The organism is Halobacterium sp. KA-6 (assembly GCF_021029015.1).
In the GTDB taxonomy this organism is placed as follows: domain Archaea; phylum Halobacteriota; class Halobacteria; order Halobacteriales; family Halobacteriaceae; genus Halobacterium.
The window spans coordinates 105,032-129,421 of record NZ_JAJJZH010000002.1; the positions used below are offsets into that span (position 1 = coordinate 105,032).

A 24,390-nucleotide genomic window follows, 5' to 3' on the forward strand; every position below is an offset into this window, starting at 1 on the left:
GAGCGTCAAAACGCCGTTCGCTGGCGCGATATAGCGTCGCCCACGCCGCGACCGAACCGGGCGTTTAACCCCGTCAACGACGAACGGAGAGGCGTGCGAGAGTTCGGATTCGAACTCCGGCTGTGCGCCCACCTCGAAGCCAGCGGCGTCCCGAGCGTCGGCGACGCGGGAATCGTCGCACGGCAACTCGGGACGAGCGTCCACGCCGCGGGCGGCCGCATCGTGGACACCGTCTGCGTACTCGGCGGCCCGGAGTTCGACGCCCGCACCGAACTCACCAGCGAGACGATTCCACCCGCGGTGTTCGACGCCGACGTCCCGGTCGGCGAGTACGAGCGCGTCACGCGGGTCTTCGACGGCCCGCCGGAGCGCGCCCGCAGCCTCGCCGAGCGGGGTGCCGATACGGGCTTCCTAGACCTCGACCGCCGCGGTGGACAGACGGTCGTCCGCCAGCACGCCCGCTACCCGGACTGGATAGGGGGACTGGTCGGCGTCGAGAACAAGCCCGACCTCGGACGGCCGGGCGACCTCGAAACCCAGATGCGCCACGACGCCAGCCTCGGAGTCCTCGACTACGCGGTCGTCGCGACCGCCTCCCACGTCACGCGCGCCCACCTGAACCGGCTCCCCGACGCGGTCGGCGTCTGGCGCGTGGACTTCGATTCCGACGAGCCAATCGACGTGATACGGGAGCCCGAGCCCCTGGACTCGGCGGGCCCCGGGCTGGAAGTGCTCGATTCGGAGCCGGGGAAGACGGACGTGCGACCAGTGACGGCCGCCGAGAAGGCGCGCCAGCGCCGTCGTGTCGCCGAGCGCGCGTACGGCAAGGGCTGGCGGACGTACGACCGCCCGGACTGCGCACGGGCCGCTCGCGGCGAGGCAGGCGATACTGCCACGCTCCCGTTCTGCGCGTACAAGAACCGGCTCGTCGACCCCGCCAGCGAGTGCGGCGCCGACTGCCCGGGCTACGAGCCGGCAGACGCACCCGAAGCGGACCTCGACGCCGAACGCGAGCGGAACACGCCGTGGAACGCGGACGCGGGCGGCCGCCGGCGGCAGTCCGGGCTCGACCAGTTCTGAGAGTGGGAGCCGGTCAGAGGTCGAACGTCTCGCCGTCGACGGCGAGCGCGTCGTCGAAGGCCTCGTCGGCCGGGTAGAAGTGTGAGACGTGGACGACGCGCGTCTCGTCGGCGTCGAGTTCGTCGCCGAGCGCGAGCGCGCCCTCCTTCGTCATGTGTTTCGTGCCGAACGTCCGCGCCACGCCGTCGTCGTCCTCGTGGCGGCCGCCGACGGGGTGGTGGTCGGCGAGGTGCGCGGGGACGATGCCGTCCGCGAGCAAGAGGTCCGGGTCCCGCATCGCGGCCAGCGACTCGTCGGGAATGTCGTACGTCGTGTCCCCGGAGAGTGAGAGTTTCGCGCCGTCCCGTTCGACGACCACACCGTAGCACAGCAGCGGCGGGTGGTCGACGGGCACGAGCGTCACGTCGAAGCCCGCGGCCTCGAAGGGCTCGTGCGGCGTGACCGCTCGCGGGTCGACGTTGTCGAGGTAGTCGTACTTCCGGGCGACGGTCTCGGCGACGCTCTCGTCGGTTTTTGGGTCGGTCTCGTCGGCGGCGTACACGGGAAGCTCGTCGAACAGCCGGTAGGAGTTCCCGAGGCCGTCCAGGTGGTCGAAGTGGATGTGGGAGACGACGCCCGCGTCCGGCAGCGAGACCTCTTCGCGGAGGAACTGCGTACGGAAGTCGGGGCTGAAGTCGAGGAGGAGCGCGTCGCCGCTGGCTTCGTCCTCGACGTGGACGGCGAACCGCGTGCGTTCGACGCCGCGGTCGCGGGCTGCCTGGCACGTCTCGCAGTCACACCCGGGCGTCGGCGTGCCCGTGGTGTCACCCGTGCCGAGCAGCGTGACCCTCATGCGTGGTCGTGGCCAGCGTGCGCAGCGTCGTCGTCGGGTTCGTCCGGGTCGTCGATAGCCTCCTCGAGCGTGTCGAGGTTGCGGAGGTGGTCGCGGTCCTCGAAGTCGGAGACGGCGGCCACGAGGTCGTCCTGCGTGAGCGTCCGGCGGTCCTCCATGAGCGCGTCGAGGACGGCCTCGCGGAGCACGAGCCGGAGGTCGCTCCCCGTCAGGCCCTCGGTCTCGGCGGCGAGCGCCTCGGCGTCGAGGTCGTCGACCGCGAGTTCGCGGGTGACGATTTCCAGTATTTCGGCGCGCATCCCCTCGTCGGGCCGCGGGAACGACAGAATCTCGTCGAAGCGCCGCCACGCCGCGGCGTCGAGTTCGTCGGGGTGGTTGGTCGCGCCGATGAGCAACACGTCGTCGTTGACGAGGCTCACCTCGTCGATGCTCTTCAGGAGCGTATTCACCGCGCGCTTGATGGCGTTGTGCTCGTCGCCCGTCCGCGTGGTGGCGACGAAGTCGAACTCGTCCATGAAGAGGATACACGGCGAGAGCCGCTTGGCCACCTCGAAGACCTTCTCGACGTTCTTCGCCGTCTCGCCGAGGTACTGGCTCGTAATCATCGAGAGCTTCACCTCCACGAACGGCAGGTCGAGCTGGTGGGCGAGCCCCCGGGCCGTCGACGTCTTCCCGGTTCCGGGTGGGCCGACGAACAGGAGCTTCCCGATTTCGCTGAGCCCGATGGTCGCGAGGTAGTCGCGGTGCTCGATGGCCTTCGCGACCTTCGTAATCTCGGCCTCCTGCTCGTCCGTGAGCACGATGTCGTCGAGAGTCACGTCGATTTCCGCGGGCGAGCGCACTTCCACGAGGTCCAGCATCTCCTCGTCGTCCTCGTCGAAGTACTCCGAGAGCAGGCCGTCGATCCACTGCGGGTCGGCCTGCACGGGTCGGTTGTCCTCGCGGACCTCCTCGTAGTCCACGTCGAACTCGTCGCCGACGGCGTACGCCAGCACGGGATTCTCGCGGACGCGGTCGGCGTCGGCGTTGTCGACGAACCAGTCGACGGCCATCTCGTCGTCCACGAGGCTCATGCTCCCCGCGAACGTGTCGCGGTCGGTGAACATCAGCCCGGAGATGGCTTCCCAGGGCTCGTCCACGCCGGAGCCCTCGCTGACGGCTGTCTCCGTGGTCTTCGGCGGTCGCGGGACGCCGTCGTCCCCCCAGAGCACGGTGCGGTACGCGGGCGGCAGGTCGTTCTCGTCGAGTTCCCGGTGCTTGTCGTAGATGCGGGCCGACAACAGGAATTCGACGACGTCGAGCGCCTCAGTCACTACCACTGACCTACCACCTCGGGGCGCATAAGCGCGTCGCAGTCGTCCTGGAAGGAGAACAGTACTGGAGTGGTTAGCGTTGATCTCATCTAAAACGCCTCGAAAGCCCCGGCGCGCTCGCGGTCGCTCGTCGACATATCCGCTCCCTCCGGTCGTGGATAGGGGTCGCCGAGACGACTAAACGAAGCGCGACCGCGCCGCCCCTTTCAGTCCCGGAAGACTCACTGCGTTCGTCTTCCGTCCCGCCCGCAGTCAGGCCGTCGCGTTCGCGCGGATGTAGAACACGACCGGGCGGCTGTGCTGGTAGCCCTGGTGGACGGTGCGGGTGTAGCCGCGTTCGGTGAGCGTGTCTTCGAGGGCCGCGTCCTCGTCGTCGAGCGCGATGACGACCGGCGGCTCGTGTTCGAACACCGTCTCGTTGTAGAGCGTGCTGGAGGCGTTCGTGCCGTACTGGTCGAAGTACCACGGCAGCGGCAGGCGCTCGAACCAGCCCGTGTAGCCGCCGCGCGTGATGTTCAACTCGGGCTTCTCCGAGAGGTCGTCGGGGTGGTGGAACTCGTCGCCGTAGTACATCACGTCGACGCCGTCGTTGGTCGCGGAGATGTCGCGAATCTCCTGTAGCGTCAGCTGCATCTCGCCGGCGGGCTGGGCGTACTGGACGAGCGTGTTGTCCGGCCCCTGCGGGTTCGCGTACGTCGTCTGCGCGGCGACCGCGCCCGTGCCGGCGGCAGCGACGAGCAGCGCGAGCGCGACGGCGCGAGCACCGGCGGAGTTCCCGGACGCGGCGGCCGCGCGGCCGCGCTCGTAGACGAGCGCAACGCCGACGCCAGCGGGCACCGCCAGCGGCACGATGGCGTTTATCATCGTCCACGCCGCGGAGATGTCCGCGACCGCGGGGTAGCCGAACACCGAGAACAGCCCCCAGTAGAAACAGACCTCGACGACCGGCCGCGGCTCCACCGTGGCGTACCGCTCGTAGAGGAAGCCGAGCACGGCGAACACGACGAGCGCGGTCGCGCCGGCGCCGAGCACTGTGAGGTCGTGTTTCAGGAACGCGACGTAGGAGTGCTCCTGCATCCCCGTCGACCCCCACAGTCCCAGGAACTCGTTCCACGACCCGAGCGTCGCGTCGCGGAGCACGCCCGGCAGCAGCGCGGGATCGCCGAGCGCCTCGTAGAGGTCGGGTTTGGGCGCGTAGAACGCCACGACGACGACCGCGCCCTCCGCGAGCGCGGCGCCGAGGTGGAGTTTGTACTGCCACGCGGCGCGCGCAGCACGTCGGACGTGCGACCGCGCGACCTCCCAGCGCGACGTCCCGTCGTCGGCTTTCGCGAGCACGAGCCGGCCGTCGAGAACGAGCGCGAGCGCGCCCAGCCAGCAGACGGGGTAGAGGAGCGCGTTCTCCTTGGTCGTGAACGCGAGCGCGAACGGGAGCGCCGCGGCGTAGAGGTAGCGCGCCTTCCCCGTGTCGAGCGCGCGGACGAACAGCCCGAACGCGGTGAACATGAACGCTGCCAGCAGCAGGTCGTTGCGCATGAACCGCGAGTAGTACAGCAACACGGGATTGGCGGCGAAGAAGAGGCTCGTCGCGACGAGTGCGGGCTGCGAGAGCCGCTCGCGCAGCAGCCACGGCGTCACCACGAGCAGCGCGCCGGCGACCGCGACGACCAGCCGCATCGTGAAGTCCGACGGCCCGAGCAGGTCGAAGACGACGCCGTTGACGTGCGGGAGGAACGGCCCGTGGATGATGGGGCGGTACGTCCACGCGCCGACCTCCATGTAGTGGAGAATCCAGTCGGCGACGCGGGCTTCGTCCTGGTGGGCGACCCGCCAGCCGAGGTTCCAGAGTCGCGCGAGGAGGGCGAGGGCGGCGACGGCGACGAGCGCGGCGGCGACGCGGCGTCGCGACGTCCGGCCGCCACTGGACCGAGACATACCACGCGATTGCGACGGGGTCGATAAACGCTTTCCGGATAGCGAGGGGCGGCGCGAAGCGCCGGCCCTCGGGAACGCGAACGGCGACCGTCGGAGTCGTGAGCAGCGAGAGGCCGAACGTAGTGAGGGCTCTCGGGAAGTGAGCGGTGAGCGCGGCGAGCCGCGAACAGCGAGGCGCGCCGCATAGCGGCGGTCCCCAAAAATGCGAGCAGCGACGCCCGAATTACGACCCGTCCAGCAGTTTGGCAACGGCTTCGATTGGATGCGGTGGAATGTCGTCGGCGGCGTCGCGGTCGCCGAGTTGGGAGCGACAGGAGCCGCCGGGGGCGACGACGCGGTCGGCGGGGCTGTCCTCGACTTGCTCGAACAGCCGACTACCGATGGCCTGCGAGAGGTCGTAATGTTCGTCGTGGTAGCCGAAGCTCCCGGCCATCCCGCAGCACGTGGTGTCGAGGGGGTCGACGTCGTAGCCGACGCGCCGGAGGACGCCGACCGCGTGGTGGTCCTTGTTGGTGGCTTTCTGGTTGCAGTGGCCGTGGTAGCTGAGCACGCCGGCGGCACCGGGCGAGCGGTTTGGAACCGAGAGGTTCTCGTCGAGACGGAAGGCGTCGAGGTACTCGCAGACGCCGTAGGCGCTGTCAGCGACGCGTTCGACCGGCGTGCGGGAGCCGCCGTCCGCAACGCGAGAAGCGTCGCCGAGCAAGTCGCGATACTCGTCTTGGAACATCACGGCGTCCGAGGGCTCGACGAAGACGACATCCCAGCCGTCGGCGACGCGCGGCGCGAACTGGTCGACGTTGGCGCGCGCTCGCTCGCCGGCCTTATCGAGCATCCCAGCAGAGAACGCTGCGCGTCCGGAGGGAGCGGTGTCGTCGGGAATCGTGACGTGGACGCCCGCGGCTTCGAGTGTGCGAACGGCGGCCTTCCCCGCAGCCGGGTAGGAGTAGTTCGTGTACGTGTCCGGGAACAGGAGCACGCGACGGTCGGCGTCGATGACGGAGACGGCGGACCCACCACGGTTCTCGAACCAGTCTTGCAGGGTTTCGCGGCGGAACGGCGGCAGTTCGCGTTCGGGGGCGATACCGAAGACGGACTGAAGGACCTTTCTCGCGCCCGGAAGTTCGGTCGCCCAATTCGAGAGCGGTGCGAGTGCGGAGCCGAGCTTCGAGGCCGCGTCGATGTCCGCGAACAAGCGCTCGCGCAACGTCGCACCCGCCTCCTCGTGGTGGCGGTGCTTGGTTTCGGCCTTGAGCTTCGCCATGTCGACGCCCGTGGGGCAGTCGCTCTGGCAGCCCTTGCAGCCGACGCAGAGGTCCAGCACCTCCGACTGGAAGCGCTCGGAGTGAATCTCGTCCTCGGGGAGGTCGCCGCTGATGGCCGCGCGGAGCATGTTCGCTCGGCCGCGGGTCGTCTGGACCTCTTCCTTCGACGCGCGGTAGGTCGGACACATCACGTCCGAGTCAGTCTGTCGGCACGTCCCGCAGCCGTTGCAGCGCTCCACGAGTTCGGCGAACCCGCCGTCCTCGGCGAAGTCGAGTTCGGTCTGCGGTTCGACGGACTGGTAGTCGGGGCCGTACCGGAGGTGCTCGCGGTTGTCCGCGCCGACGCCGCGCTCGGAGTCCGGGCCGATGTCGGCGGCGCTCTCGCGGTAGACGACGTTCCCGGGATGCATCCACCACTCGGGGTCGAACGCCGTCTTCACCTCCTTGAACGCCGTCCAGAGGTCGTCGCCGTACATCTTCGGCGTGAATTCGGTGCGCGCCATGCCGTCGCCGTGCTCGCCCGAAAAGGAGCCGTGGTGGTCGAGCACGAGGTCGGTGACGGCCTCCGTGATGGAGTGCATCGCCTCGATGCCCACTTCTTCCTTGAGGTTCAGAATCGGCCGGATGTGTAGCGTCCCCGAGCCGGCGTGCGCGAAGTACGCCGCGGAGGTGTCGTGGTCGTCGAGAATCGCCTCGAACTGCTCGACGTACTCCGCGAGGTCTTCCGGGGGGACCGTCGCGTCCTCGATGAACGGGTACGGCTTCGGGTCGCCCGGCAGCGACATCAGCAGCGGAATCGCGGCCTTCCGGAGTTTCCAGAGGTCGTCCTGTGCGGACTCCGTGTACGCCTCCAGGACGTCGAACGCGGGCCCCTCGTCGAGGAATCGCTCGTTCGTCGCTTCGATGGCGGCTTCGAAGTCGTCGTGGAGTTCGGAGTCGAACTCCAGCATCAGGGCGGCCTCGGCGCCGTCAGGAATCGGCTCGACGTACTCCGCGTAGCCGTCGGATTCGGCGGCCAGCCGGAACACCTCGTCGTCCATCAGTTCGACCGCGCTGACGTCGTACTCCAGTGCCACGGGAACCATCCGCATCGCGTCGGTGAGATTCTCGAAGCAGTACAGCGCCAGCGCCGTCTCCTCGGGCACGGTCACGAGTGAGAGTTCGGCCTCGACGACGACGCCGAGCGTGCCCTCCGCGCCGACGAACAGTTTCGCGAGGTTCAGCACGCGCTCGCCGTCGTCGTTCTCGTAGACGACGCGGTCGAGGTTGTAGCCGGAGACGCGGCGCTTGAGGTCCGGGTAGCGCGCCTCGATTTCGTCGGCGTGCTCCTCGACGAGCGCGTGGACCGTCCGGTAGAGGTCGGCCTCGCGGTCGTCGCCCGCCACGATTTGCTCCCACTCCGGGGAGTCGATGACGACTTCGCGGGCTTCGATGACTGAGCCGTCCGAGAGGACCGCGGTGACGGCCTCGGTGTAGGCGTCGGTGATGCCGTAGCGCACGGAGTGCGCGCCCGTGGAGTTGTTCCCGATGCCGCCGCCGACGGTCGCGCGGTTCGAGGACGCGGGGTCGGGCGCGAATTTGAGGCCGTGCTCGGCGAGGCAGTCGTCGAGGTCGTCCTGCACGACGCCGGGCTGGACGCGCGCCCGCTTCGCGCCCGGGTCCACATCCAGCACGTCGTCCATGTGCCGGGAGACGTCGAGGACGACGCAGCCCGGGCCGACCGTCTGCCCCGCGAGCGACGACCCCGTGCCGCGCGGGAGAATCGGCACGCCGTGGCCGGTCGCCACTTCTATCGCAGCCTGGACGTCGGCTACGTCCGTCGGGAACACGACGCCCGCTGGCTGCGCGCCGTAGATGCTGCCGTCCGTCGCGTACAGGACGCGAGCGTACTCGTCGAACGCGACCCGGCCGTCCACGCGCGAACGGAGGTCGCCCGCTAATTTGCGGTACTCGGCAGCGTCCGGCCGCTCGACGTCGAGTTCCTGCGCGGACCACGTCGCGTGCGTTCCCTCGGAAGTCACGTTCCGGAATCCACACGGTCGATAATTAAAGTTAGTCGTCGCGTCAAAACCAGCGCGGTAAACCGCGAGCACCGTGCGACGCGTTGTCGGAGGTTTATGGTCCGTCGCGCGTCAGTAGCAGTATGGCAAGCGACACCACCCCAGTCATCGCGGCGGCCTACCGAACCCCCCAGGGCAAGGAAGGCGGCGTGTTCGCGGACACCCGCAGCGAGGACCTCTCGATTCCGCTAATCGACCACATCCTCGACGAACACGACCTGACGAGCGACGACATCGACGATCTCCAGTGGGGCGTCGCCCAGCAGCGCAAGGAACAGGACAACAACGTCGCGCGCGTCATCGCGCTCCTCTCGGAACTCGGCGAGGACGTGCCCGCGGCGACCGTGAACCGCTGGTGTGCGTCCTCGATGGAGGCCATCATGCGCGCGGCCGACTCCATCAGGGCGGGCCAGCGCCAAGCCATCATCGCGGGCGGCGTCGAGAACATGTCCCGCGTGCCGATGGACGGCGACTCCTACCAGCACCTCCACCCCGAACTCGCCGAGCACTACAACGTGCCCGAACTCCAGATGGGGATGACCGCCGAGGAGGTCGCCGAGCGCCACGACATCAGCCGCGAGCAGCAGGACGAGTACGCGCTCCAGAGCCAGCAGCGCGCCGCCGAGGCCACCGACTCCGGGCGCTTCGACGACGAAATCGTTCCCATCGAGACGGACGAGGGCGTCGTCGAGGAGGACGAGGGCATCCGCCGCGACACCTCTCTCGAAGCCCTCGGCCAGCTCCCGACCGTGTTCAAGGGCGACGGGACGGTGACCCCCGGGAACGCCAGCCAGATTTCGGACGGCGCGGCCGCGACGCTCGTCACGAGCGAGCAGTTCGCCGAGGACCACGACCTCGACGTGCTCGCGTACGTCGGCGACCACAACGTCACGGGCGTCGACCCCCGCGTCATGGGCATCGGCCCCGTCCCGGCCACCCGGGAACTCTTAGAGCGCACCGGCGAGGACGTCGACGACTTCGACCTCGTGGAACTCAACGAGGCGTTCGCGTCCCAGACCGTCTACGCGCGCGACGAACTCGGCATCGACAACGAGAAGTTCAACGTCAACGGCGGCGCCATCGCCATCGGCCACCCACTCGGCGCCAGCGGCGCCCGGCTCCCCGTCACGCTGATTCACGAGATGAACAAGCGCGACGCCGAGAAGGGGATGGCGACGCTCTGCGTCGGCTTCGGGCAGGGCGCGGCGATTACGTTCGAGCGGAAGTAGCCTCTCATCAGCGCGTCGCCCGCGCCGAAACCACGAAACTGATACCGGAGCCTCGTTTCTCTCGGCGTAATGCGTTCCGTCGGCATCGTCGTCCCCGCGTACGACCCGAACGTCGAGGTGCTCGTGTCGTACCTCGACTCCCTCCAGGAGACCCTCCAACCCGAGCGCCTGCACGTGGAACTGGACGCGGGTACCACAGAGACGGCCGCCGCGATTCGTGAAACCGGAGCGACTGTCAACGACGCGGCCGAGCGCCGCGGCAAAGGGGCCGCCATCACCGCGGGGTTCGAGACGCTGGAGACGGACGTGCTCGCGTTCGCGGACGCCGACGGCGCGACGCCCGCGCCGTCGCTCGCGGAAGTCGTCGCACCAGTTCGCGACGGCGACGCCGACCTCGCGGTGGGGTCGCGGCGCCACCCCAACGCGACCGTCGCCAGCCACCAGACGTTCGCGCGCCGGTTCCTCGGCGACGCGTTCGCGTGGCTGGCGCGCCGGCTCCTCGACGTCGACCTCTACGACTACCAGTGCGGCGCGAAAGCCATCACCAGCGAGGGCTGGGAACAGGTACGGGACCACCTCTACGAGCCCGGGTTCGCGTGGGACGTCGAACTCGTCGCGATGGCGGGCGCGCTCGACCTCCGGGTGCGGGAAGTCCCCATCGAGTGGGAGGACCAGCCGGGGTCGACGGTGTCGCCGGTGGAGACGTCGATAGCGCTGTTCCGCGCGCTGCTGGCGTCCCGCCACCGGTCGAAACTCCTGCGGGACAGCCAGCTACACGAAGCCATCGCGGCGCGCCGCGACGACCCCGCCGCGCTCGTGGAGCGACACCGATGAGCCGCGTCGACCGCCTGCGGGAGGCGCTCCCCGAGCGGCTCGCGGCGCTCGTCTCGACGGTGCGGTTCGGGCAGTTCGTCTCCGTCGGCGCCATCGGTGCCGTCTTCGACGTCACGACGCTCGTCCTGCTCACCGAGCTGTTCGGCGTGCCGGCGGCCGTCGCGAACGTCGTCAGCATCGAGACGGCGATTCTCGTGATGTTCACGGTCAACGAGCGCTGGACGTTCGCGGAGCACGGCGCGACCGACCTGCACTCGATTGGCCGGCGACTCGTGCGCTCGCACGTCGTCCGCGCTGGCGGGTCGACGCTGCAGTACGTGCTGTTCGTCGCGGTGTTCTACAACGTCGCCGTCGACCTCTCGGTCGCGGGCGTGGACCTCTGGCTGGTCGTCGTGAAAGGCGGCGCCATCGGCGTGGCGATGCTCGTGAATTACGTCTTCGAGAGCCTGTTCACGTGGCGCGTCCACGCAGAAGAGTAGGAGAAGTCAGTCGTGGGGGTGACACCAGTCCAGCGCCTCGCGGACCGCTTCCTTTCGGCCGAGGAACGTGAGGTGGTCGCCCTGCTGGAGCGTGAAGTCGCCCGACGGCACCTGATTCTCGTCGTCGCGGCCGACGAGGGCGATGATGCAGCCGTTCGGGAGCTCCGCGTCGAGTTCGTCGATGGTCTTCCCGACGAGGTCCTCGGAGGTGACTTCGACCTCCTGAACGTCACCGGAGCGCCCGATTTCGGTCATCCAGTTGGCGAGCGCGGGGCGCTCGATGATGTTGTCGATGCCCCACGCGGTCGCCAGCGACGAGGAGACCGTGCGGACGCCGAGGTCCTCGAAGGCGTCGACGTTGTCCGGGTTGTTCGCCCGGGCGATGATGGTGTCGACGTCGAATTTCGAGTCCGCGAGCTGAGAGACGAGCAGGTTGGCGTCGTCGTCACCGGTCGCAGCGACGACGATGCGGGCGTTCTCCGCGCCCGCGGAGCGTAGCTCGTCGGTGTCCGTGCCGTCACCGTGGTGGACGGTGAACCCCTCGTTCCGCGTTCGTTCGACCATCTCTACGTCCTTCTCGATGAGGACGACGTTCTCACCGCGGTCTTCGAGGCGCTCACCGAGCGCCCGACCGACGGTGCCGCCGCCGACGATGATGACACGCATAGGTATGACCTCAAGTGCTTGCGCGATGTGTCTTGCGAACCCCCCTTCGAAGACGACAGTCAGCAGGATGACGAGGAAGACGACGCCGACCAGGAGGCTGGCTGCTTCCTCCATCCCGTTGCTCTGGAGCTGGACGGCGAACAGCGTCGCGACCGACGCGGGGATGATGCCGCGCGGCCCGACGACGCTCATGAACGTCCGCTCGGAGAGCGTGTAGCGCTCCCCCCGGGTGGAGAGGAAGACGCCCAGTGGCCGGATGACGAGCGCGACGAGCGCGACGACCGCGAGCCCGGCGACGCCGAGCTGGATGAGGTTGTCGAACGACAACAGCGCAGCGAGCCCGATGAACACGAACGAGAGGACGACCAGCGTCACATCGCCCTTGAAAGCCTCTATCTCCTCCTCGTAGGGGAGGTCGGCGTTCCCCAGCACCATGCCGGCGGTCGCGACCGCGGCGATGCCCGCTTCGCCGCGGAGGAAGTCGGCCGCGCCGTACGCGACGAGCGCGCCGGCGAGCACGATGAGGCGGGCGTTCTGCGGGGCGTTCCCCCGCGAGAGGTCGACGTGCCGCAGCAGGTACCAGACGGCGCCCGCGACGGCGAGCCCGAAGAGGACGCCGATGCCCAGTCGGACCGTGAATTCCTCGATAATCTGCATCCGGGTGAGCCCAGGGTTGTTCACGACCTCGAAGACGACGATTGCGAGGATGGCCGCGGTGACGTCGTTGACGACGCCCTCGGTTTCGAGCGCGGCGGCGACGCGGTTGCGCACGGGCACGATGTCCAGAATCGGCGTGATGACCGTCGGGCCGGTGGCGACCAGCAGGCTGCCGACGAGGAACGACATGTCCCAATTCGCGCCGAGCAGGTAGTGCACCGACAGCGCGGTCCCGACCAGCGAGATGGCGGCGCCGACCGTCGTGAGCCTGACCACCGCGCCCGGGGCTTCCCGGAGCTTCGGGAGCTTCAGGTGGAACGCGCCCTCGAAGACGATGATAGCGACGGAGAGCCCGACGATGCTAGACAGCGTCTCCGCGCCGCCGAACGTCTCCAGCGTGACGACGCCAAGCACTTCCGGGCCGACGAGAATTCCCGCGATGACGAGGAACAGCACGCTCGGCACTTGGAGGCGGTCCGCGATGACTTGCGACGCCACTCCGAGGGCGATTATCGTGGCGACCAGTGGGATGAGTTCGGAGCTCACAGGAGCACCTCCAGTGCCGGCATCGTCCCGTGATTCAGTGCCGCTACCCTTAAAGCGCCCGGATGCCGGCAGCCACGCCCGGCAGTGCGAGCTACTCCGCGTAGATGTCGCCGATTTCGTCGGCGAACGCTTCGAGGATGTTGCGGCGCTTCTTCTTCATCGTCGGCGTGAGCAGGTCGTTGGCCTCGGTGAATTCGGTGGGGACGAGGCGGAAGCGCTTGATTTGCTCGTAATCCTCGAAGTTCTCGTTGACGGCGTCGACCTCCCGCTGGATGCGGGCTTCGACGCGGTCGTCCCGGCAGATGGCGGCCTTGTCGTCGGGCAGGTCGACGCCCTCGCTGTCCGCCCACATGCGGAGCCCGTCGAAATTCGGGACGATGACCGCGGAGACGAACTTCCGGTTGTCGCCGACGACCATCGCCTGCTCGACCAGCGGGCTCGCCGCGAAGGCGTCCTCGATGGGACCGGGCGCGACGTTCTTCCCGGTCGACAGCGTGAGAATCTGTTTCGCGCGTTCGAGGAACGTGACGTAGCCGTCGTCGCGGAGTTCGACGACGTCACCGGTGCGGAACCACTCCTGGCCCTCGATTTCGGTGAACGCCTGCTCGGTGGCGTCGTCGAGCCCCCAGTAGCCGTCGAAGACCTGCGGGCCGCGTACGAGCAGCTCGCCGACCTCGCCGTCGCCTGGGTCGTGCTGCTCGGGGCTGGCGATGGTCTCGTCGACGCGAACCTCGGTGTCCACGACCGGCGGGCCGATGGTGCCGGGCTTGGGGTCCTCGGGCGGGTTCACGCAGAGCACAGGGCTGGTCTCCGTGAGACCGTACCCCTCCAGAATCGGGAGGCCCATGCCGTGGTAGAGCGCGCACAACTCCGGCGACAGCGACCCGCCGCCGGAGATGAAGAAGTCGACGTTTCCGCCGAGCGCGTCTCGCACTTGTTCGAAGACGAGTTTGTCCGCGACGGCGTGTTTCGCGCGGAGTGCCAGCCCGGGGTCGTCGGCCTCGTGGTAGTCGCGGCCGACGCCGGTCGCCCACTCGAAAATCCGCTCCTTGGTGGGCGATTCGGCGGCCTGCTCGCGGACCGCGTCGAAAATCTTCTCGTAGACGCGGGGGACGCTCGTGCCGACGGAGGGCTCGCAGAGCGCGAAGTCCTCCCGGAGCGTGTCCGGAGACTCGGCGTAACAGACGTGCGCGCCCGAGGCGAACAGCAGGAAGTGGCCGGCGAGCCGTTCGAGGACGTGCGCCAGCGGGAGAAAGGAGACGACCCGAGTCTCCTCGGTGATGGCGGGGAGGTTGGGCTTGTCGGGTCGCGGGCCGAAGCGCTTCCGGCACTGGTTGACGTTCTCCCGGAAATTCGCGTGGGTGAGTGCGACGCCCTTCGGCTGGCCGGTAGTGCCGGACGTGTAGATGAGGCTCGCGAGGTCGTCGTAGTCGGCCCCGTCGACCCACTCCTCGTAGGTCTCGCGGTCGAATACAGCCTTCCCGCGCTCGTACACCTCCGAGAGAGCGATGGCGTCGTCGTCGGCGACGTGGTCCATCGTGACGACGAACTCCACGTCGAGGTCGTCCTTGACCTCGCGGACGCGTTCGACTTCAGCCTCGCCCTCGACGACGACGCCGACCGCGCCGCTGTCACCGAGTAGGTGTTTCACCTGCCGCGGACTAGAACTCGGGTAGACGGTGGTGACTGCGCCGCCAGCCGCGAGAATCCCGAAGTCGCTCTGCGCCCACTCCATGCGGGTGTGCGCGAAGATGCCGACGCGCTCCCCGGCTTCGACGCCGAGGTCGCGGAACCCGGCCGCGAGATTGCGAACGATATCCCGCATCTCACCGTACGTGACGTCCGCGAACTCGCCGTCGGGCGCGGGCGGGAGCACGTCCGGGGTGAGCGTGCGGTCGTGGATGCCGCCCTTGTAGCCCTGTGCGGGGCGGGCTTCGTGTCGCTCCGCGGCGTCCTCGAACGTGCGGGCGAGGGTGGTCTCGCCGGTGACCTCGTCCTCGTAATCGCGTTCCGCCTCGCGGAAGTTCATACCACCTAGTGGGTCTCCCGGGTCTTAAGGTAGTGGAGAACTCCACGAACGTTCATTGCAGTTTCCGCGCGGGCCTTGTGGTCGCCCCAGACCTGCCAGACCTCGTTGGTGCTGGCGAGGTGGTCGATGGCGGCTTCCTCGCTGCCGCGCTCGATTACCTCCTGCTCGACGGTCTCCACCCAGCCGCGCAGTACTTGCTCGTACTGGCGGAGCACGGCGTCGACGTCGTCCGGGCCCGGTCCGAAGTGCGCGTACAGCAGGACGTCGGGGTCGAGGCGCCGAATCAGTTCGGCGTCGGTGATGCACTGTTCGAGGTCGAAGTTCGGCGGCGGGCTCGTCTCCCGGACGCGGTCCTGCTCGGGAATCCAGATGCCGGCGGCGTCCGCGGTGAAGACGGCGTCGTCGGCGTGGTCCTCGAAGACGACCTGGTGGGGAGCGTGCCCGGGCGCGTGGTGGGCGGTGAGTTCCCGGCTCCCGAGGTCGACGGTGTCGCCGTCTTCGAGTTCGACGATGCGCTCCTCGGGGACGGGCTCGGGTTCGACGTAGTACTGCCACTGGTCGCCTACTGCTTCCTTGGTGCCCTCCACGAGCCGCGAGGGGTCCACGAGGTGGCGCGCGCCGACTTCGTGGACGTAGACGTCCGCATTCGGACACTCCTCGGCGAGGAAGCCCGCCCCGCCCGCGTGGTCAAGGTGGACGTGCGTGACCAGAATCGCTTCGAGGTCCGCGGGCGCGATGCCGCACTCGTCGAGCGCGGCGAGGATTCGTTCGTAGTTCGTGCCGATGCCGGTGTCGACGATTGCCGGCCGGTCGGCGTCGACGACGTAGACGGAGCCGTACTCGGCGGTGTCGTACATGCCGGTGTCGACGTACGAGATGTCGGTACACTGTTCGACGTCGAAGACGTCGCCGGGTGCCATACCGGGAGTGGGGTGGCCGCACGCAAAAGATTTCGCGTGCAGGAACGCTTATGCGGGGCTACGCCGTCGAAGCAGACATTCCTGTGTCACGCCGTCACACCCTCGCCGTCGCGGCAGGTTCCCTAGCAGCGCTGGCTGGCTGTTCGGGCTCCTCGTCCTCGCCGACCACGACCCAGCAGGACGGGGGCACGACGACGCAGACGACCGCGGAGCCGACCGCCGAGCAGGTGCCGACGACCGACAGCGGGCCGGTCGTCCGCGTCGTCAACGACGGGGTGCAGATTCACACCGTGCGCGTGGAGGGCGTCCCGGACGCGGGCTCGGCGTCGCTCCCTCCGGGGAGCAGTTCGGATATCGGCACGCTGTACGCGCCCGTGGACGGCGAGATCGCCTACCACCTCGTCGTCTACGTGGACGACGAGCGAGTCGGCGAGCGCGACGTCAACGTCGCCGCAGACACCGACCTCACGCGCATCGAAGTCAGCGTCGACGGTGACGACATCTCATGGAACGAGGTTCGGGGCACGGCCTGACCGTCAGGGCGTCCCCGCCACGGGCAGCGCGTGGAACGCCAGATACGAGAACAGGGTCGCGGCGCTCGGCCCAAGAATCCAGAAAGAGACGAACCGCGCGACGGTCGACGGGTCGAACAGCGCCGCAGCGTTCTGCAGGTCCTCGGCGCGCGCCTCGCCGATTTCGGCGACGCCCTCGTCGGCTCCGGCGGCGACCGCGCTCACGGAGACGCCGCCCTCAACGTCGCCTCGCGCGAGTTCCGCCGCCGTCGCCGTCCGCGACGCGCGCCCCCAGCCGAGCCCGACGATGGTCATCACCGTCGAGAGCGCGAGGCTGATGGGGATACCGAGCCACGACGCGGCGGTCGTAATCGTCGCCGCGACCACCGTCACGACCATCGCGGCCAGCAGCGGGAGGTCCGTGAGTTCGCTCCCGACCGACGCCATCGTGCGCCGCGCGATGGTGAACGCGCCGACGCCGATGGCCGCCGCTGCGAGCACGACCGCCGGCCCCGGGTCGAGGAGCCCGCCGCCGACCAGCGGCGCGACCGCGTTCGCGACGTTGCTCGCGCCCGCCGAGAACGACATGTAACACGCGACGACGACGACGAGCGCGGTGCTGGCGAACTCCCGGAGCGACGTCCCCGGACCGAGCGCCGGTCGAGGGACGAACGACGACCAATCGAGAGTGATTAGCGGGCCGTCGGACTGCTCGATTTCGACGACGCGCTGCAGGTGGACGTAGAGGTAGCGCCCGACGACCCCACCACACCAGAAGCCGGCGACGGGCGCGACCAGCCACCAGACGACGATTTCGCCGAGCACCGCCCAGTCGAGCGTGTCCGTCGCGAGGCCGAGACCCGCGATGGCACCGACCGCCGTCATCGACGTCGAGATAGGGACGCCGTAGGCGTTCGCGACCACCATCCCGAGCCCGATGAACACGAGCACGACGATGCTCGCCTCGACGGTGAACGCGCTGGGTGCGACGACCCCGCTGCCCAGTGTTTCGACGACGTTCCGGCCGACCGTCCAGCCGCCCAGCAGGACGAACACCGTCATCAGCGCCGCCGCGGTCGTCTTCTTCGTGACGCCCGCGCCGACCGACGGCCCCCACGCGACGCCGGTCGACGACCCGCCGACGTTGAAGCCGACGAACGCCGCGGCGGCGACGGCGACGACCAACAGGACCTCCATGTGTCGCGGCGTACGCGATTCCGCGTGGTATAGATTCTGGGTGTCGCCCGGTTCGGGTTCGTGACCGGTTGACGGGGATGCGATACGTTCTTGCCGGCGCCCCCGCAAACTCCGGCAAATGCTGAGCAGACAGTACGTCCGCGAACACCCCGAGGAGGTCCGCGACGCCCTGCGGAAGAAGGGCGTGGACGCGGACCTCGACCGAATCCTGGAAGTCGACGAGGAGTGGCGCGACCTCAAGGCCCGCGGCGACGAACTCCGCCACGAGCGCAACGAGGTCTCCTCGAAAATCGGCGAACTCAAGCAGGAGGGCAAGGAGGAGGAGGCTCAGGAGGCCATCGAGCGCTCGCAGGAACTCAAGGAGGAGCTCGAGGAAATCGAAGCGCGAGCGGACGAACTCGAAACCGAACTGGAGCGCAAACTGCTCACGCTCCCGATGGTCCCCCACGAGGAGGTGCCGGTCGGCGAGGACGAGTCCGACAACGTCGAGCGCCGCCGCGAGGGCTTCGACGACCTCCGCGACCTCCCCGACGAGGTCACGCCGCACTACGACCTCGGCGAGGAACTGGACATTCTGGACTTCGAGCGCGGCGCGAAGGTCTCGGGCGGCGGCTTCTACTTCGCGAAGGGCGCGGGCGCCCGCCTCGAACACGCGCTCGTCCAATTCATGCTCGACGTCCACCGCGAGCAGGGCTACGAGGACGTCTTCCCGCCGATTCCCGTGAATTCGAAGTCGATGGAGGGGACCGGGCAGTTCCCGAAGTTCGTCGAGGACGCCTACCGCATCGGCGACGTCAACGACGCCGACTACGACGAAGACGACCTCTGGCTGCTCCCCACGGCGGAGGTCCCGGTGACGAACATGTACCGCGACGAGATTCTGCTCAGCGACGACCTCCCCCTGAAGCACCAGGCGTACTCGCCGAATTTCCGGCGGGAGGCCGGCGAGCACGGCACCGAGACCCGCGGCATCGTGCGCGTCCACCAATTCAACAAGGTGGAGATGGTGAATTTCGTCGAACCCGAGGAGAGCTACGAGCGCTTCGACGGCCTCGTCGACGAAGCCGAGTCGGTGCTGCGTCGGCTCGGCCTCCCCTACCGGATTTTGGAGATGTGCACGGGCGACCTCGGGTTTACGCAGGCGAAGAAGTACGACATCGAGGTGTGGGCGCCCGGCGATGACATGCCCGAGGGCCCCGAGGAGGGTGGGCGCTGGCTCGAGGTTTCCAGCGTCTCGAACTTCGAGGACTTCCAGGCGCGGCGCGCGGGCATCCAGTACCGGCCCGAGCGCCACGAGAGCGCGGAGTACCTCCACACGCTGAACGGCTCGGGGCTGGCGGTGCCGCGCGTGCTCGTCGCGATTCTGGAGTACTACCAGAACGACGACGGCACCGTCGACGTGCCCGAGGCGCTCCAGCCGTACATGAACGGCCAGGAAGTCGTCGAGGGCTCGGAGAAAGTCGGCGAGTCGGCGCTCGGCGCGGGCGAGCGCGAGTAGTCGGCGAGTAGGCTTTTCCTCGTTCGCTGCGACCCGCCCCGTATGAACGCGAGCGCACGGAGGTGTGGGTGAATGGTGGAACTCGGCTACACGCTCTCCAGCGAGGAGCACGAGCCCAACGACCTCGTGGAGTACGCCGCCCGCGCGGAGGACGTGGGGTTCGACTTCCTCTCGATTTCGGACCACTTCCACCCGTGGGTGAGCCAGCAGGGCGAGAGCGGCTTCGTCTGGTCGACGCTCGGCGGCGTCGCGCACGCCACCGACGACATCCCGGTGGGAATCGGCGTCGTCTGCCCGATCATGCGCTACCACCCCGCCATTGTCGCGCAGGCGTCGGCGTCGGTGGCGTCGATGCTCGACGGCCGGTTCTTCCTCGGCGTCGGCACGGGCGAACTGCTGAACGAGCACATCGTCGGGGAACACTGGCCCGAGCATGCGGTCCGCCTCGAGATGCTCGAAGAGGCGGTCGAAATCATCCGCAAACTCTGGGCCGGCGGCCAGCAGAGCCACCACGGCAAACACTACACCGTCCAGAACGCGCGGCTGTTCACGCGCCCCGAGGAGACGCCACCAATCATCGTCTCCGCGTACGGCCCGGCCGCAGCCAAGAGCGCCGCCGAAATCGGGGACGGCTTCTGGTCGGTCGGCCCGCAGGACACCGTCCAGACGTGGGCGGAGTACGGCGGCGAGGGCCCGCGATACACGCAGTTGAGCGTCTGTTACGCCGAGACCGAGAAGGAAGCAATCGAGACGGTCTACGAGTGGTGGCCCAATACTGCGCTCCCGGGCGAACTCGCCTCCCAGTTGCCGACGACCGCGCACTTCGAGCAGGCCTGCGAGATGGTCTCGAGGGAGGACATCGCGGAGTCGGGGCTCGTCACCAGTCCGGACCCCGAGGACCACGTCGCGTCCATCGAGAATGCCGTCGAGGCGGGCTACGACCGCGTCTACGTCCACCAGGTCGGCCCGAACCAAGAGGGGTTCTTCGAGTTCTACGAGGACGAGGTGCTGCCCGCCGTCGAGTCGATGGAGCCGGCGTAAGTCGTCAGTCCGCGGATTTCGCCGTCGGCAGTGTCGAAGGCGTCCACGAACGTGAACAGTTCGCGGCCGTCGTCGACGGCGAGCAAGCGTCCGTGGACCGCCACGCCCTCGGCGCCGTCGTAGATGGCGTCGACGACGTGGTGGGTGTCGGTGCGCGGACGGTCGTCGCGCATGAACGCGACGAACTCCTCGCGGCCCGAGAGCGTCATGTCCGGGCGGACGTGCTCGAAGTCGGGCGCGAGCACTTCACGGAGGGCGTCGTAGTCCCCGGCGTCGATGGCGTCGTAGTAGGCCCGCGCGAGCGAAGCGTCGTCCATGCATCGACAGTCGCCAGCGACGCCCAAGAAACCGCGGACTCCGGCGGACCGGGGCTACTGCCGCGGGTAGGCGTATTCGAGGACCGTGTTCCCGTCGGCGTCGCGGACCAGAATCGTGTCGCCGTCGTCGTTCCACACCGGCTGGCTCGCGCCCCAGTAGAGGTCGGTGTCGGTGCGCTCGCCGTCGCCCGTGTGCAGGCGGACCTCCTGACCCGCGTCGAGCGTGAAGCCGTCGGGGACGCGGAACTCGCGGCCGCTCTCGTCGCTGACGACGTAGCCGGACATGTCGAGGGGCGCGTCGCCGTCGTTCGTGAACGCGACGAACTCGTCAGCGAATGCATCCCCGTCGGGAGCGACGTCAAGGTCGCTGACGACGAGGGTCGCCTCGCTCGCAGCGGAGTTGTCGAAGCCGCCGGGCTGGACGGTGTCCTTCCCGCGGAACCACACCGAGTCGCTGACCTTCCCGACGACGAAGCCGTGCGCAGCGGAGAGGTCGAACTGGGCCGCGCGCGTCGTGTATTCGAGGTGGAGCGCGCCGTCCTCACGGGCGTACGACTGGGGCTGTGCGCCGTTCCCGCCGGCGAGGTACGACCGGCTGCCGAAATTCACCGAGTAGTTCCCGGGGTCGACGTCCGCGGGGTCGACCCAGTCGCCGTCGGCGGTCTCGGGCGGCGAGCGAATCGCGACCGTGATGCGGTCCTCGACGTACGGGTCGAACTCGTTGGGGTCCTCGCCGGGCATGATTTCGACGTTCGCGCGCTTCACCTGCCGCCCCTTCGCGGGCTTGAGCTGTGCCGGGCGGTCCTCGGCGAGGTCGATACGGCGCGGGTCGGCCGGGTCCCCGGCGAGGAACCGCCACGCGTCCACGCCGTTGAGGGTCTTCGGCGTGACCGAGATGGTGAAGTCCTCGCGGTCGAGGCCGCCCCAGAACGCGCCGCCGTCGGTCTTCCCGGCGCCCCACTGCCACTCCACGACGCTGTTGCCGCCCTCCCAGGGCTCGAAGTCGTCGTCGACGTTCACGGGGTCGTCGCGGACCGCCCACTCGCCGCTGTCCCGGGAGAGCCCCGAGAACGAGAAGCGCGCGGTACCGCCGTGCGGGACGTCGGGGCTCCCGTGGAGGAACGCCAGCGACGACCCGACCGGGCCGTCGTAGACGAACGTCCGCGCGACCTCGTCGTCCGCGAGGAGGTCGGTCGCGGGATTCGCGGACGTCCCCTCGGACTGGTAGTCGTAGAACTCCTCGACGGTGTCGTCGCCGTGGGACAGCGCCGTCACCGTCCACCGGAGTTTTCCCTGCCGGAGGAGGAACGTCCGCTGGTCGTCGCCGTCGTTCTGGAGGGTCTGGTAGACGCCCGCGCCGCCGAGCGCGAGCGCGCCGAGGCCGACGGCGCCAGCCGTGAACCCGCGTCGCGACAGCCCTCGCGTCGAGTCGCTGTCGGACACGGTGTCGCTCCCGTCAGTCATCTTAGCGGAGTGGTTGGTAGTTTGGTCGGAAAAGGTCGGTGGCCAGCACTGCAGAAATCGTGCGCGTGCGAGTGTCTACCGTGTCTGAGGGGTGGCTGGCCGAGCGGGGCGCTTTTGAGCGGCCGCGGCCTACGAGCGGTGTGGACCTGCACGTCCGGTACGAGGGCGACGACGACCCGAAGAAGTGCACGGCGCGCAAGCTCGCGCGCTTCGACAAGGCCGTCCTCCACGAAACGGCACGCGCGACGCCGTACGGCGTCGTCCTGAACCCGCACGCCGACACCGCGCTGTCGCCCGCGGACGCCGACCACGGGCGGCTGGTGGCGCTGGATTGCTCGTGGGAGACCGCCGGCGAAGCGATGTTCGAAATCGACGGCGAGCACCGCGCGCTCCCGTTCCTCGTCGCCGCCAACCCCGTGAATTACGGGCAGCCGTTCCAGCTCAACACCGTAGAGGCGTTCGCGGCCGGGCTGTGCATCCTCGGCGAGCGCGAGCACGCCGAGCGCATCCTCTCGAAATTCACGTGGGGGCACACGTTCCTCGAACTCAACGAGGAGCCGCTCCGGCGGTACAGCGAGTGCGCGAACTCCGCCGAAGTCGTCGCGGTGCAGGACGACTATCTCGCCGACGAGGACTGATTTTCCGGCATCCTTGCGGCAAATTCGACACCCGGTAACCTGGTGGAATCACCAAGGGCGACCGAGCGAGCACAGCGAGGCGCGGAGCGCCTCGGAGTGAGCGAACGGCGACTGGCAGGAGCCGTGGGAAGCGAGCGAGGGAGGGCTTGGTTTCGAACAGCTTAAACGCACCCCGAGCGAACGGGAGCGCATGAGCGAGACTATCGAGAAACGCCTGCTCGAGAAGCAGATTTGCATGCGCTGTAACGCCCGGAACCCGAAGCGCGCCTCCGAGTGCCGCAAGTGCGGGTACAAGAACCTGCGCCCGAAGGCCAAGGAGTCCCGCTCGACGTAATCAGTCCTTTTCGCCGTCCCACTCGTCTTCGAGCACCGAGTAGTAGCGCACGTCTCGGTACTCGCCGTCGACGAAGGCTTCGTCGCGGTGGGTGCCCTCCAACTCGAAGCCGAGTTTCTCCCAGATGCGCGCGGAGGCGTCGTTGTGCTCGAAGACGCGCGCGACGACGCGGTGGCGGCGGTGCTGGGCGAACGCGTACTGCGTGACGAGACGGCCGGCTTCGGTGCCGTAGCCGTTCTCCCAGAACTCCTCGGCGAGGAAGAGGCCGACTTCGGCGCTGCCGTTCACGTCGTCGACGTCGTTGACGCCGACGCTGCCGATTGGCTGGTCGTCCACTGCGACGACGAAGTCCACGCTCCCGTTGTCGGCGCTGGCGTGTTCCTCGTACCACTCTCGCTCCTGTTTCTCGGTCAGCGGTGTGCGCGCGGACAGCGACGGCCAGACGGCGGGGTCGTTGAGCGTCTCGCGGAGGAACTCCAGGTCGTCCTCGGCGACCGCACAGAGGTCGACGGCGTCGCCCTCGAGGAATGGTCTCCCGGGCATACGCGAGAGCACTACCCCCGTGGGAAAAAGGGTTTCTCGGGTGTGTCAGACCGCCTCATTCCCGAGATGCTACTCGTCGTACTTGGGTTCGCGGCGCTCGGCGCGTTCGAGCGCGCGCTCGACGACTGCGCGGACGTCGCCGTGGAAGACGCTGCCGTGACCCGCGTACATGTGCTCGACAGAATCGGACATGCGCTGGAGGAGTTCGCGGATGCTCCCGATGAGGCGCTCGCGAGACTGGCCGGTCATGTCGGTGCGGCCGAAACTCCCGTCGTCGAACGCGCCGTCGTCGTGGACGACGACGTCCCCGGAGAACAGCGCGGCGTCGGAGACCAGCGAGACGTGGTCGGGGGCGTGGCCGGGCGTGAACACGACGTTGAAGTCGTCGTCGCCGATTCGGACGGTGTCGCCGTCGCCGACTTCGTGCGTGCGGAGGCGGTGGTCGGCGAACGCGTACACGTCGGGGTCGAAGGTGTCCACGACCGCGTCCAGTTGCTCGACGTGGTCGCCGTGCTGGTGGGTGAGGACGACGCGTTCGAGGTCGTCGACGTGCCGCCGAACCTCGTCGACAACGCCGTCGTAGGCGCCGGCGTCCACGAGCGTCGGCTCGTCGCCGGGCACGAGGTAGGCGTTGCACGTGAACGTCTCGGCGTCGCGGGTGACGTGGACTACGTCCATGCCGACACCCAGGCCCGCGTGCGTGGTAAAACGGCCGGGTTTTTGACGGCCGCCCACCTACTCGGCGGGGAACTTTTGGGGGAGGAATCCGTATGTGTACACGAACATGGGTTTCGGGAGTTACGACGAATCCGAACAGGAGAACCAGTCTCTGGACTCGGATGACATCGACGCAGAGGAGGGGCTCGACACCGCGGAGTTCGAGCACAGCGGGGACGTGAATTACGAAATCGGGGCGTCGAACGACGAACTGCTCGACCGGCTGCAGGACATCAAAGGCGAGTAGCGTGGTCGTCCCCTGGACGACCACGAAGAGTACGAGCGGG

22 protein-coding genes are annotated in these 24,390 nt (G+C 68.4%); 10 read left to right on the forward strand and 12 right to left on the reverse strand.

Translation table 11 applies throughout. From position 1 onward, the window contains the following. Window positions 1–93: 93 nt before the first annotated feature. Window positions 94–1,080, forward strand: coding sequence for a DUF5787 family protein (locus LPA46_RS05540; protein ID WP_230891765.1), 987 nt, complete (start codon window positions 94–96; stop codon window positions 1,078–1,080). Between the two features lie 13 nt (window positions 1,081–1,093). On the opposite strand, the gene LPA46_RS05545 is transcribed toward LPA46_RS05540, so the two are convergent. From LPA46_RS05545 to LPA46_RS05560, 4 genes are all read right to left on the reverse strand, one after another. Next, window positions 1,094–1,912, reverse strand: a complete 819-nt coding sequence (locus tag LPA46_RS05545; protein WP_230891766.1) for an MBL fold metallo-hydrolase — start codon at window positions 1,910–1,912, stop codon at window positions 1,094–1,096. Next, complete coding sequence (locus LPA46_RS05550) at window positions 1,909–3,225, reverse strand: ATP-binding protein (protein WP_230891767.1); 1,317 nt, start codon at window positions 3,223–3,225, stop codon at window positions 1,909–1,911. Before LPA46_RS05550 ends, LPA46_RS05545 begins: the two co-directional genes overlap by 4 nt. Window positions 3,226–3,477: 252 nt before the next feature. Next, window positions 3,478–5,160: a flippase activity-associated protein Agl23 gene (locus LPA46_RS05555; protein ID WP_230891768.1), complete on the reverse strand. Its 1,683-nt coding sequence runs from the start codon at window positions 5,158–5,160 to the stop codon at window positions 3,478–3,480. 223 nt (window positions 5,161–5,383) lie between these two features. Further along, window positions 5,384–8,443 carry an FAD-binding and (Fe-S)-binding domain-containing protein gene (locus tag LPA46_RS05560; protein WP_230891769.1) on the reverse strand — a complete coding sequence of 1,020 codons (3,060 nt, stop codon included), beginning with the start codon at window positions 8,441–8,443 and terminating at the stop codon, window positions 5,384–5,386. A 122-nt stretch (window positions 8,444–8,565) separates the two neighbouring features. On the opposite strand from LPA46_RS05560, the gene LPA46_RS05565 reads away from it, so the two are divergent. From LPA46_RS05565 to LPA46_RS05575, 3 genes are all read left to right on the forward strand, one after another. After that, entirely contained in the window at window positions 8,566–9,711 is a 1,146-nt protein-coding gene (locus LPA46_RS05565) for a thiolase family protein (RefSeq protein WP_230891770.1), read from the forward strand. A gap of 69 nt (window positions 9,712–9,780) precedes the next feature. Continuing rightward, window positions 9,781–10,545, forward strand: coding sequence for a glycosyltransferase (locus LPA46_RS05570; RefSeq protein WP_230891771.1), 765 nt, complete (start codon window positions 9,781–9,783; stop codon window positions 10,543–10,545). Further along, on the forward strand, window positions 10,542–11,024 hold the full coding sequence (locus LPA46_RS05575; protein WP_230891772.1) for a GtrA family protein: 483 nt from the start codon (window positions 10,542–10,544) through the stop codon (window positions 11,022–11,024). Before LPA46_RS05570 ends, LPA46_RS05575 begins: the two co-directional genes overlap by 4 nt. Window positions 11,025–11,030: 6 nt before the next feature. Here LPA46_RS05575 and LPA46_RS05580 read toward each other — a convergent pair whose 3' ends face one another. The 3 genes from LPA46_RS05580 to LPA46_RS05590 form a co-directional block, all read right to left on the reverse strand. Next, complete coding sequence (locus tag LPA46_RS05580) at window positions 11,031–12,893, reverse strand: cation:proton antiporter domain-containing protein (protein WP_230891773.1); 1,863 nt, start codon at window positions 12,891–12,893, stop codon at window positions 11,031–11,033. A gap of 91 nt (window positions 12,894–12,984) precedes the next feature. Next, entirely contained in the window at window positions 12,985–14,922 is a 1,938-nt protein-coding gene (locus tag LPA46_RS05585) for an AMP-dependent synthetase/ligase (RefSeq protein ID WP_230891774.1), read from the reverse strand. Between the two features lie 5 nt (window positions 14,923–14,927). Further along, window positions 14,928–15,842, reverse strand: a complete 915-nt coding sequence (locus LPA46_RS05590; protein ID WP_230891775.1) for an MBL fold metallo-hydrolase — start codon at window positions 15,840–15,842, stop codon at window positions 14,928–14,930. 50 nt (window positions 15,843–15,892) lie between these two features. On the opposite strand from LPA46_RS05590, the gene LPA46_RS05595 reads away from it, so the two are divergent. Next, window positions 15,893–16,375 (forward strand): hypothetical protein, encoded by a 483-nt coding sequence (locus LPA46_RS05595; protein WP_230891776.1) that lies wholly within the window; start codon window positions 15,893–15,895, stop codon window positions 16,373–16,375. 3 nt (window positions 16,376–16,378) lie between these two features. On the opposite strand, the gene LPA46_RS05600 is transcribed toward LPA46_RS05595, so the two are convergent. Next, complete coding sequence (locus LPA46_RS05600) at window positions 16,379–17,551, reverse strand: inorganic phosphate transporter (protein WP_230891777.1); 1,173 nt, start codon at window positions 17,549–17,551, stop codon at window positions 16,379–16,381. Between the two features lie 118 nt (window positions 17,552–17,669). On the opposite strand from LPA46_RS05600, the gene serS reads away from it, so the two are divergent. After that, on the forward strand, window positions 17,670–19,049 hold the full coding sequence (gene serS / locus LPA46_RS05605) for a serine--tRNA ligase (protein WP_230891778.1): 1,380 nt from the start codon (window positions 17,670–17,672) through the stop codon (window positions 19,047–19,049). Between the two features lie 72 nt (window positions 19,050–19,121). Further along, complete coding sequence (locus LPA46_RS05610; protein ID WP_230891779.1) at window positions 19,122–20,090, forward strand: TIGR03557 family F420-dependent LLM class oxidoreductase; 969 nt, start codon at window positions 19,122–19,124, stop codon at window positions 20,088–20,090. On the opposite strand, the gene LPA46_RS05615 is transcribed toward LPA46_RS05610, so the two are convergent. Both LPA46_RS05615 and LPA46_RS05620 read right to left on the reverse strand, forming a co-directional pair. Beyond that, a complete protein-coding gene (locus tag LPA46_RS05615) occupies window positions 20,042–20,407 on the reverse strand; it encodes a nuclear transport factor 2 family protein (RefSeq protein ID WP_230891780.1) in 366 nt (121 codons plus the stop codon). The two genes, LPA46_RS05610 and LPA46_RS05615, sit on opposite strands and share 49 nt — an antisense overlap. Window positions 20,408–20,461: 54 nt before the next feature. Continuing rightward, entirely contained in the window at window positions 20,462–21,871 is a 1,410-nt protein-coding gene (locus LPA46_RS05620; RefSeq protein WP_230891781.1) for a lamin tail domain-containing protein, read from the reverse strand. Between the two features lie 140 nt (window positions 21,872–22,011). Between LPA46_RS05620 and LPA46_RS05625 the strand changes: the two genes are divergently transcribed. Continuing rightward, window positions 22,012–22,509 (forward strand): DUF367 family protein, encoded by a 498-nt coding sequence (locus LPA46_RS05625; protein WP_230891782.1) that lies wholly within the window; start codon window positions 22,012–22,014, stop codon window positions 22,507–22,509. Between the two features lie 190 nt (window positions 22,510–22,699). Beyond that, window positions 22,700–22,843 carry a 50S ribosomal protein L40e gene (locus tag LPA46_RS05630; RefSeq protein WP_230888073.1) on the forward strand — a complete coding sequence of 48 codons (144 nt, stop codon included), beginning with the start codon at window positions 22,700–22,702 and terminating at the stop codon, window positions 22,841–22,843. Here LPA46_RS05630 and LPA46_RS05635 read toward each other — a convergent pair whose 3' ends face one another. Further along, entirely contained in the window at window positions 22,844–23,386 is a 543-nt protein-coding gene (locus LPA46_RS05635) for a GNAT family N-acetyltransferase (RefSeq protein ID WP_230891783.1), read from the reverse strand. Between the two features lie 69 nt (window positions 23,387–23,455). After that, complete coding sequence (locus tag LPA46_RS05640; protein WP_230891784.1) at window positions 23,456–24,064, reverse strand: MBL fold metallo-hydrolase; 609 nt, start codon at window positions 24,062–24,064, stop codon at window positions 23,456–23,458. A 106-nt stretch (window positions 24,065–24,170) separates the two neighbouring features. Here LPA46_RS05640 and LPA46_RS05645 point away from each other — a divergent pair, with 106 nt between their 5' ends. After that, the gene (locus tag LPA46_RS05645; RefSeq protein WP_230888297.1) at window positions 24,171–24,350 is read left to right on the forward strand and encodes a DUF5786 family protein; all 180 of its coding nucleotides are present in this window, start codon (window positions 24,171–24,173) and stop codon (window positions 24,348–24,350) included. The last annotated feature ends 40 nt before the right edge of the window (window positions 24,351–24,390 follow it).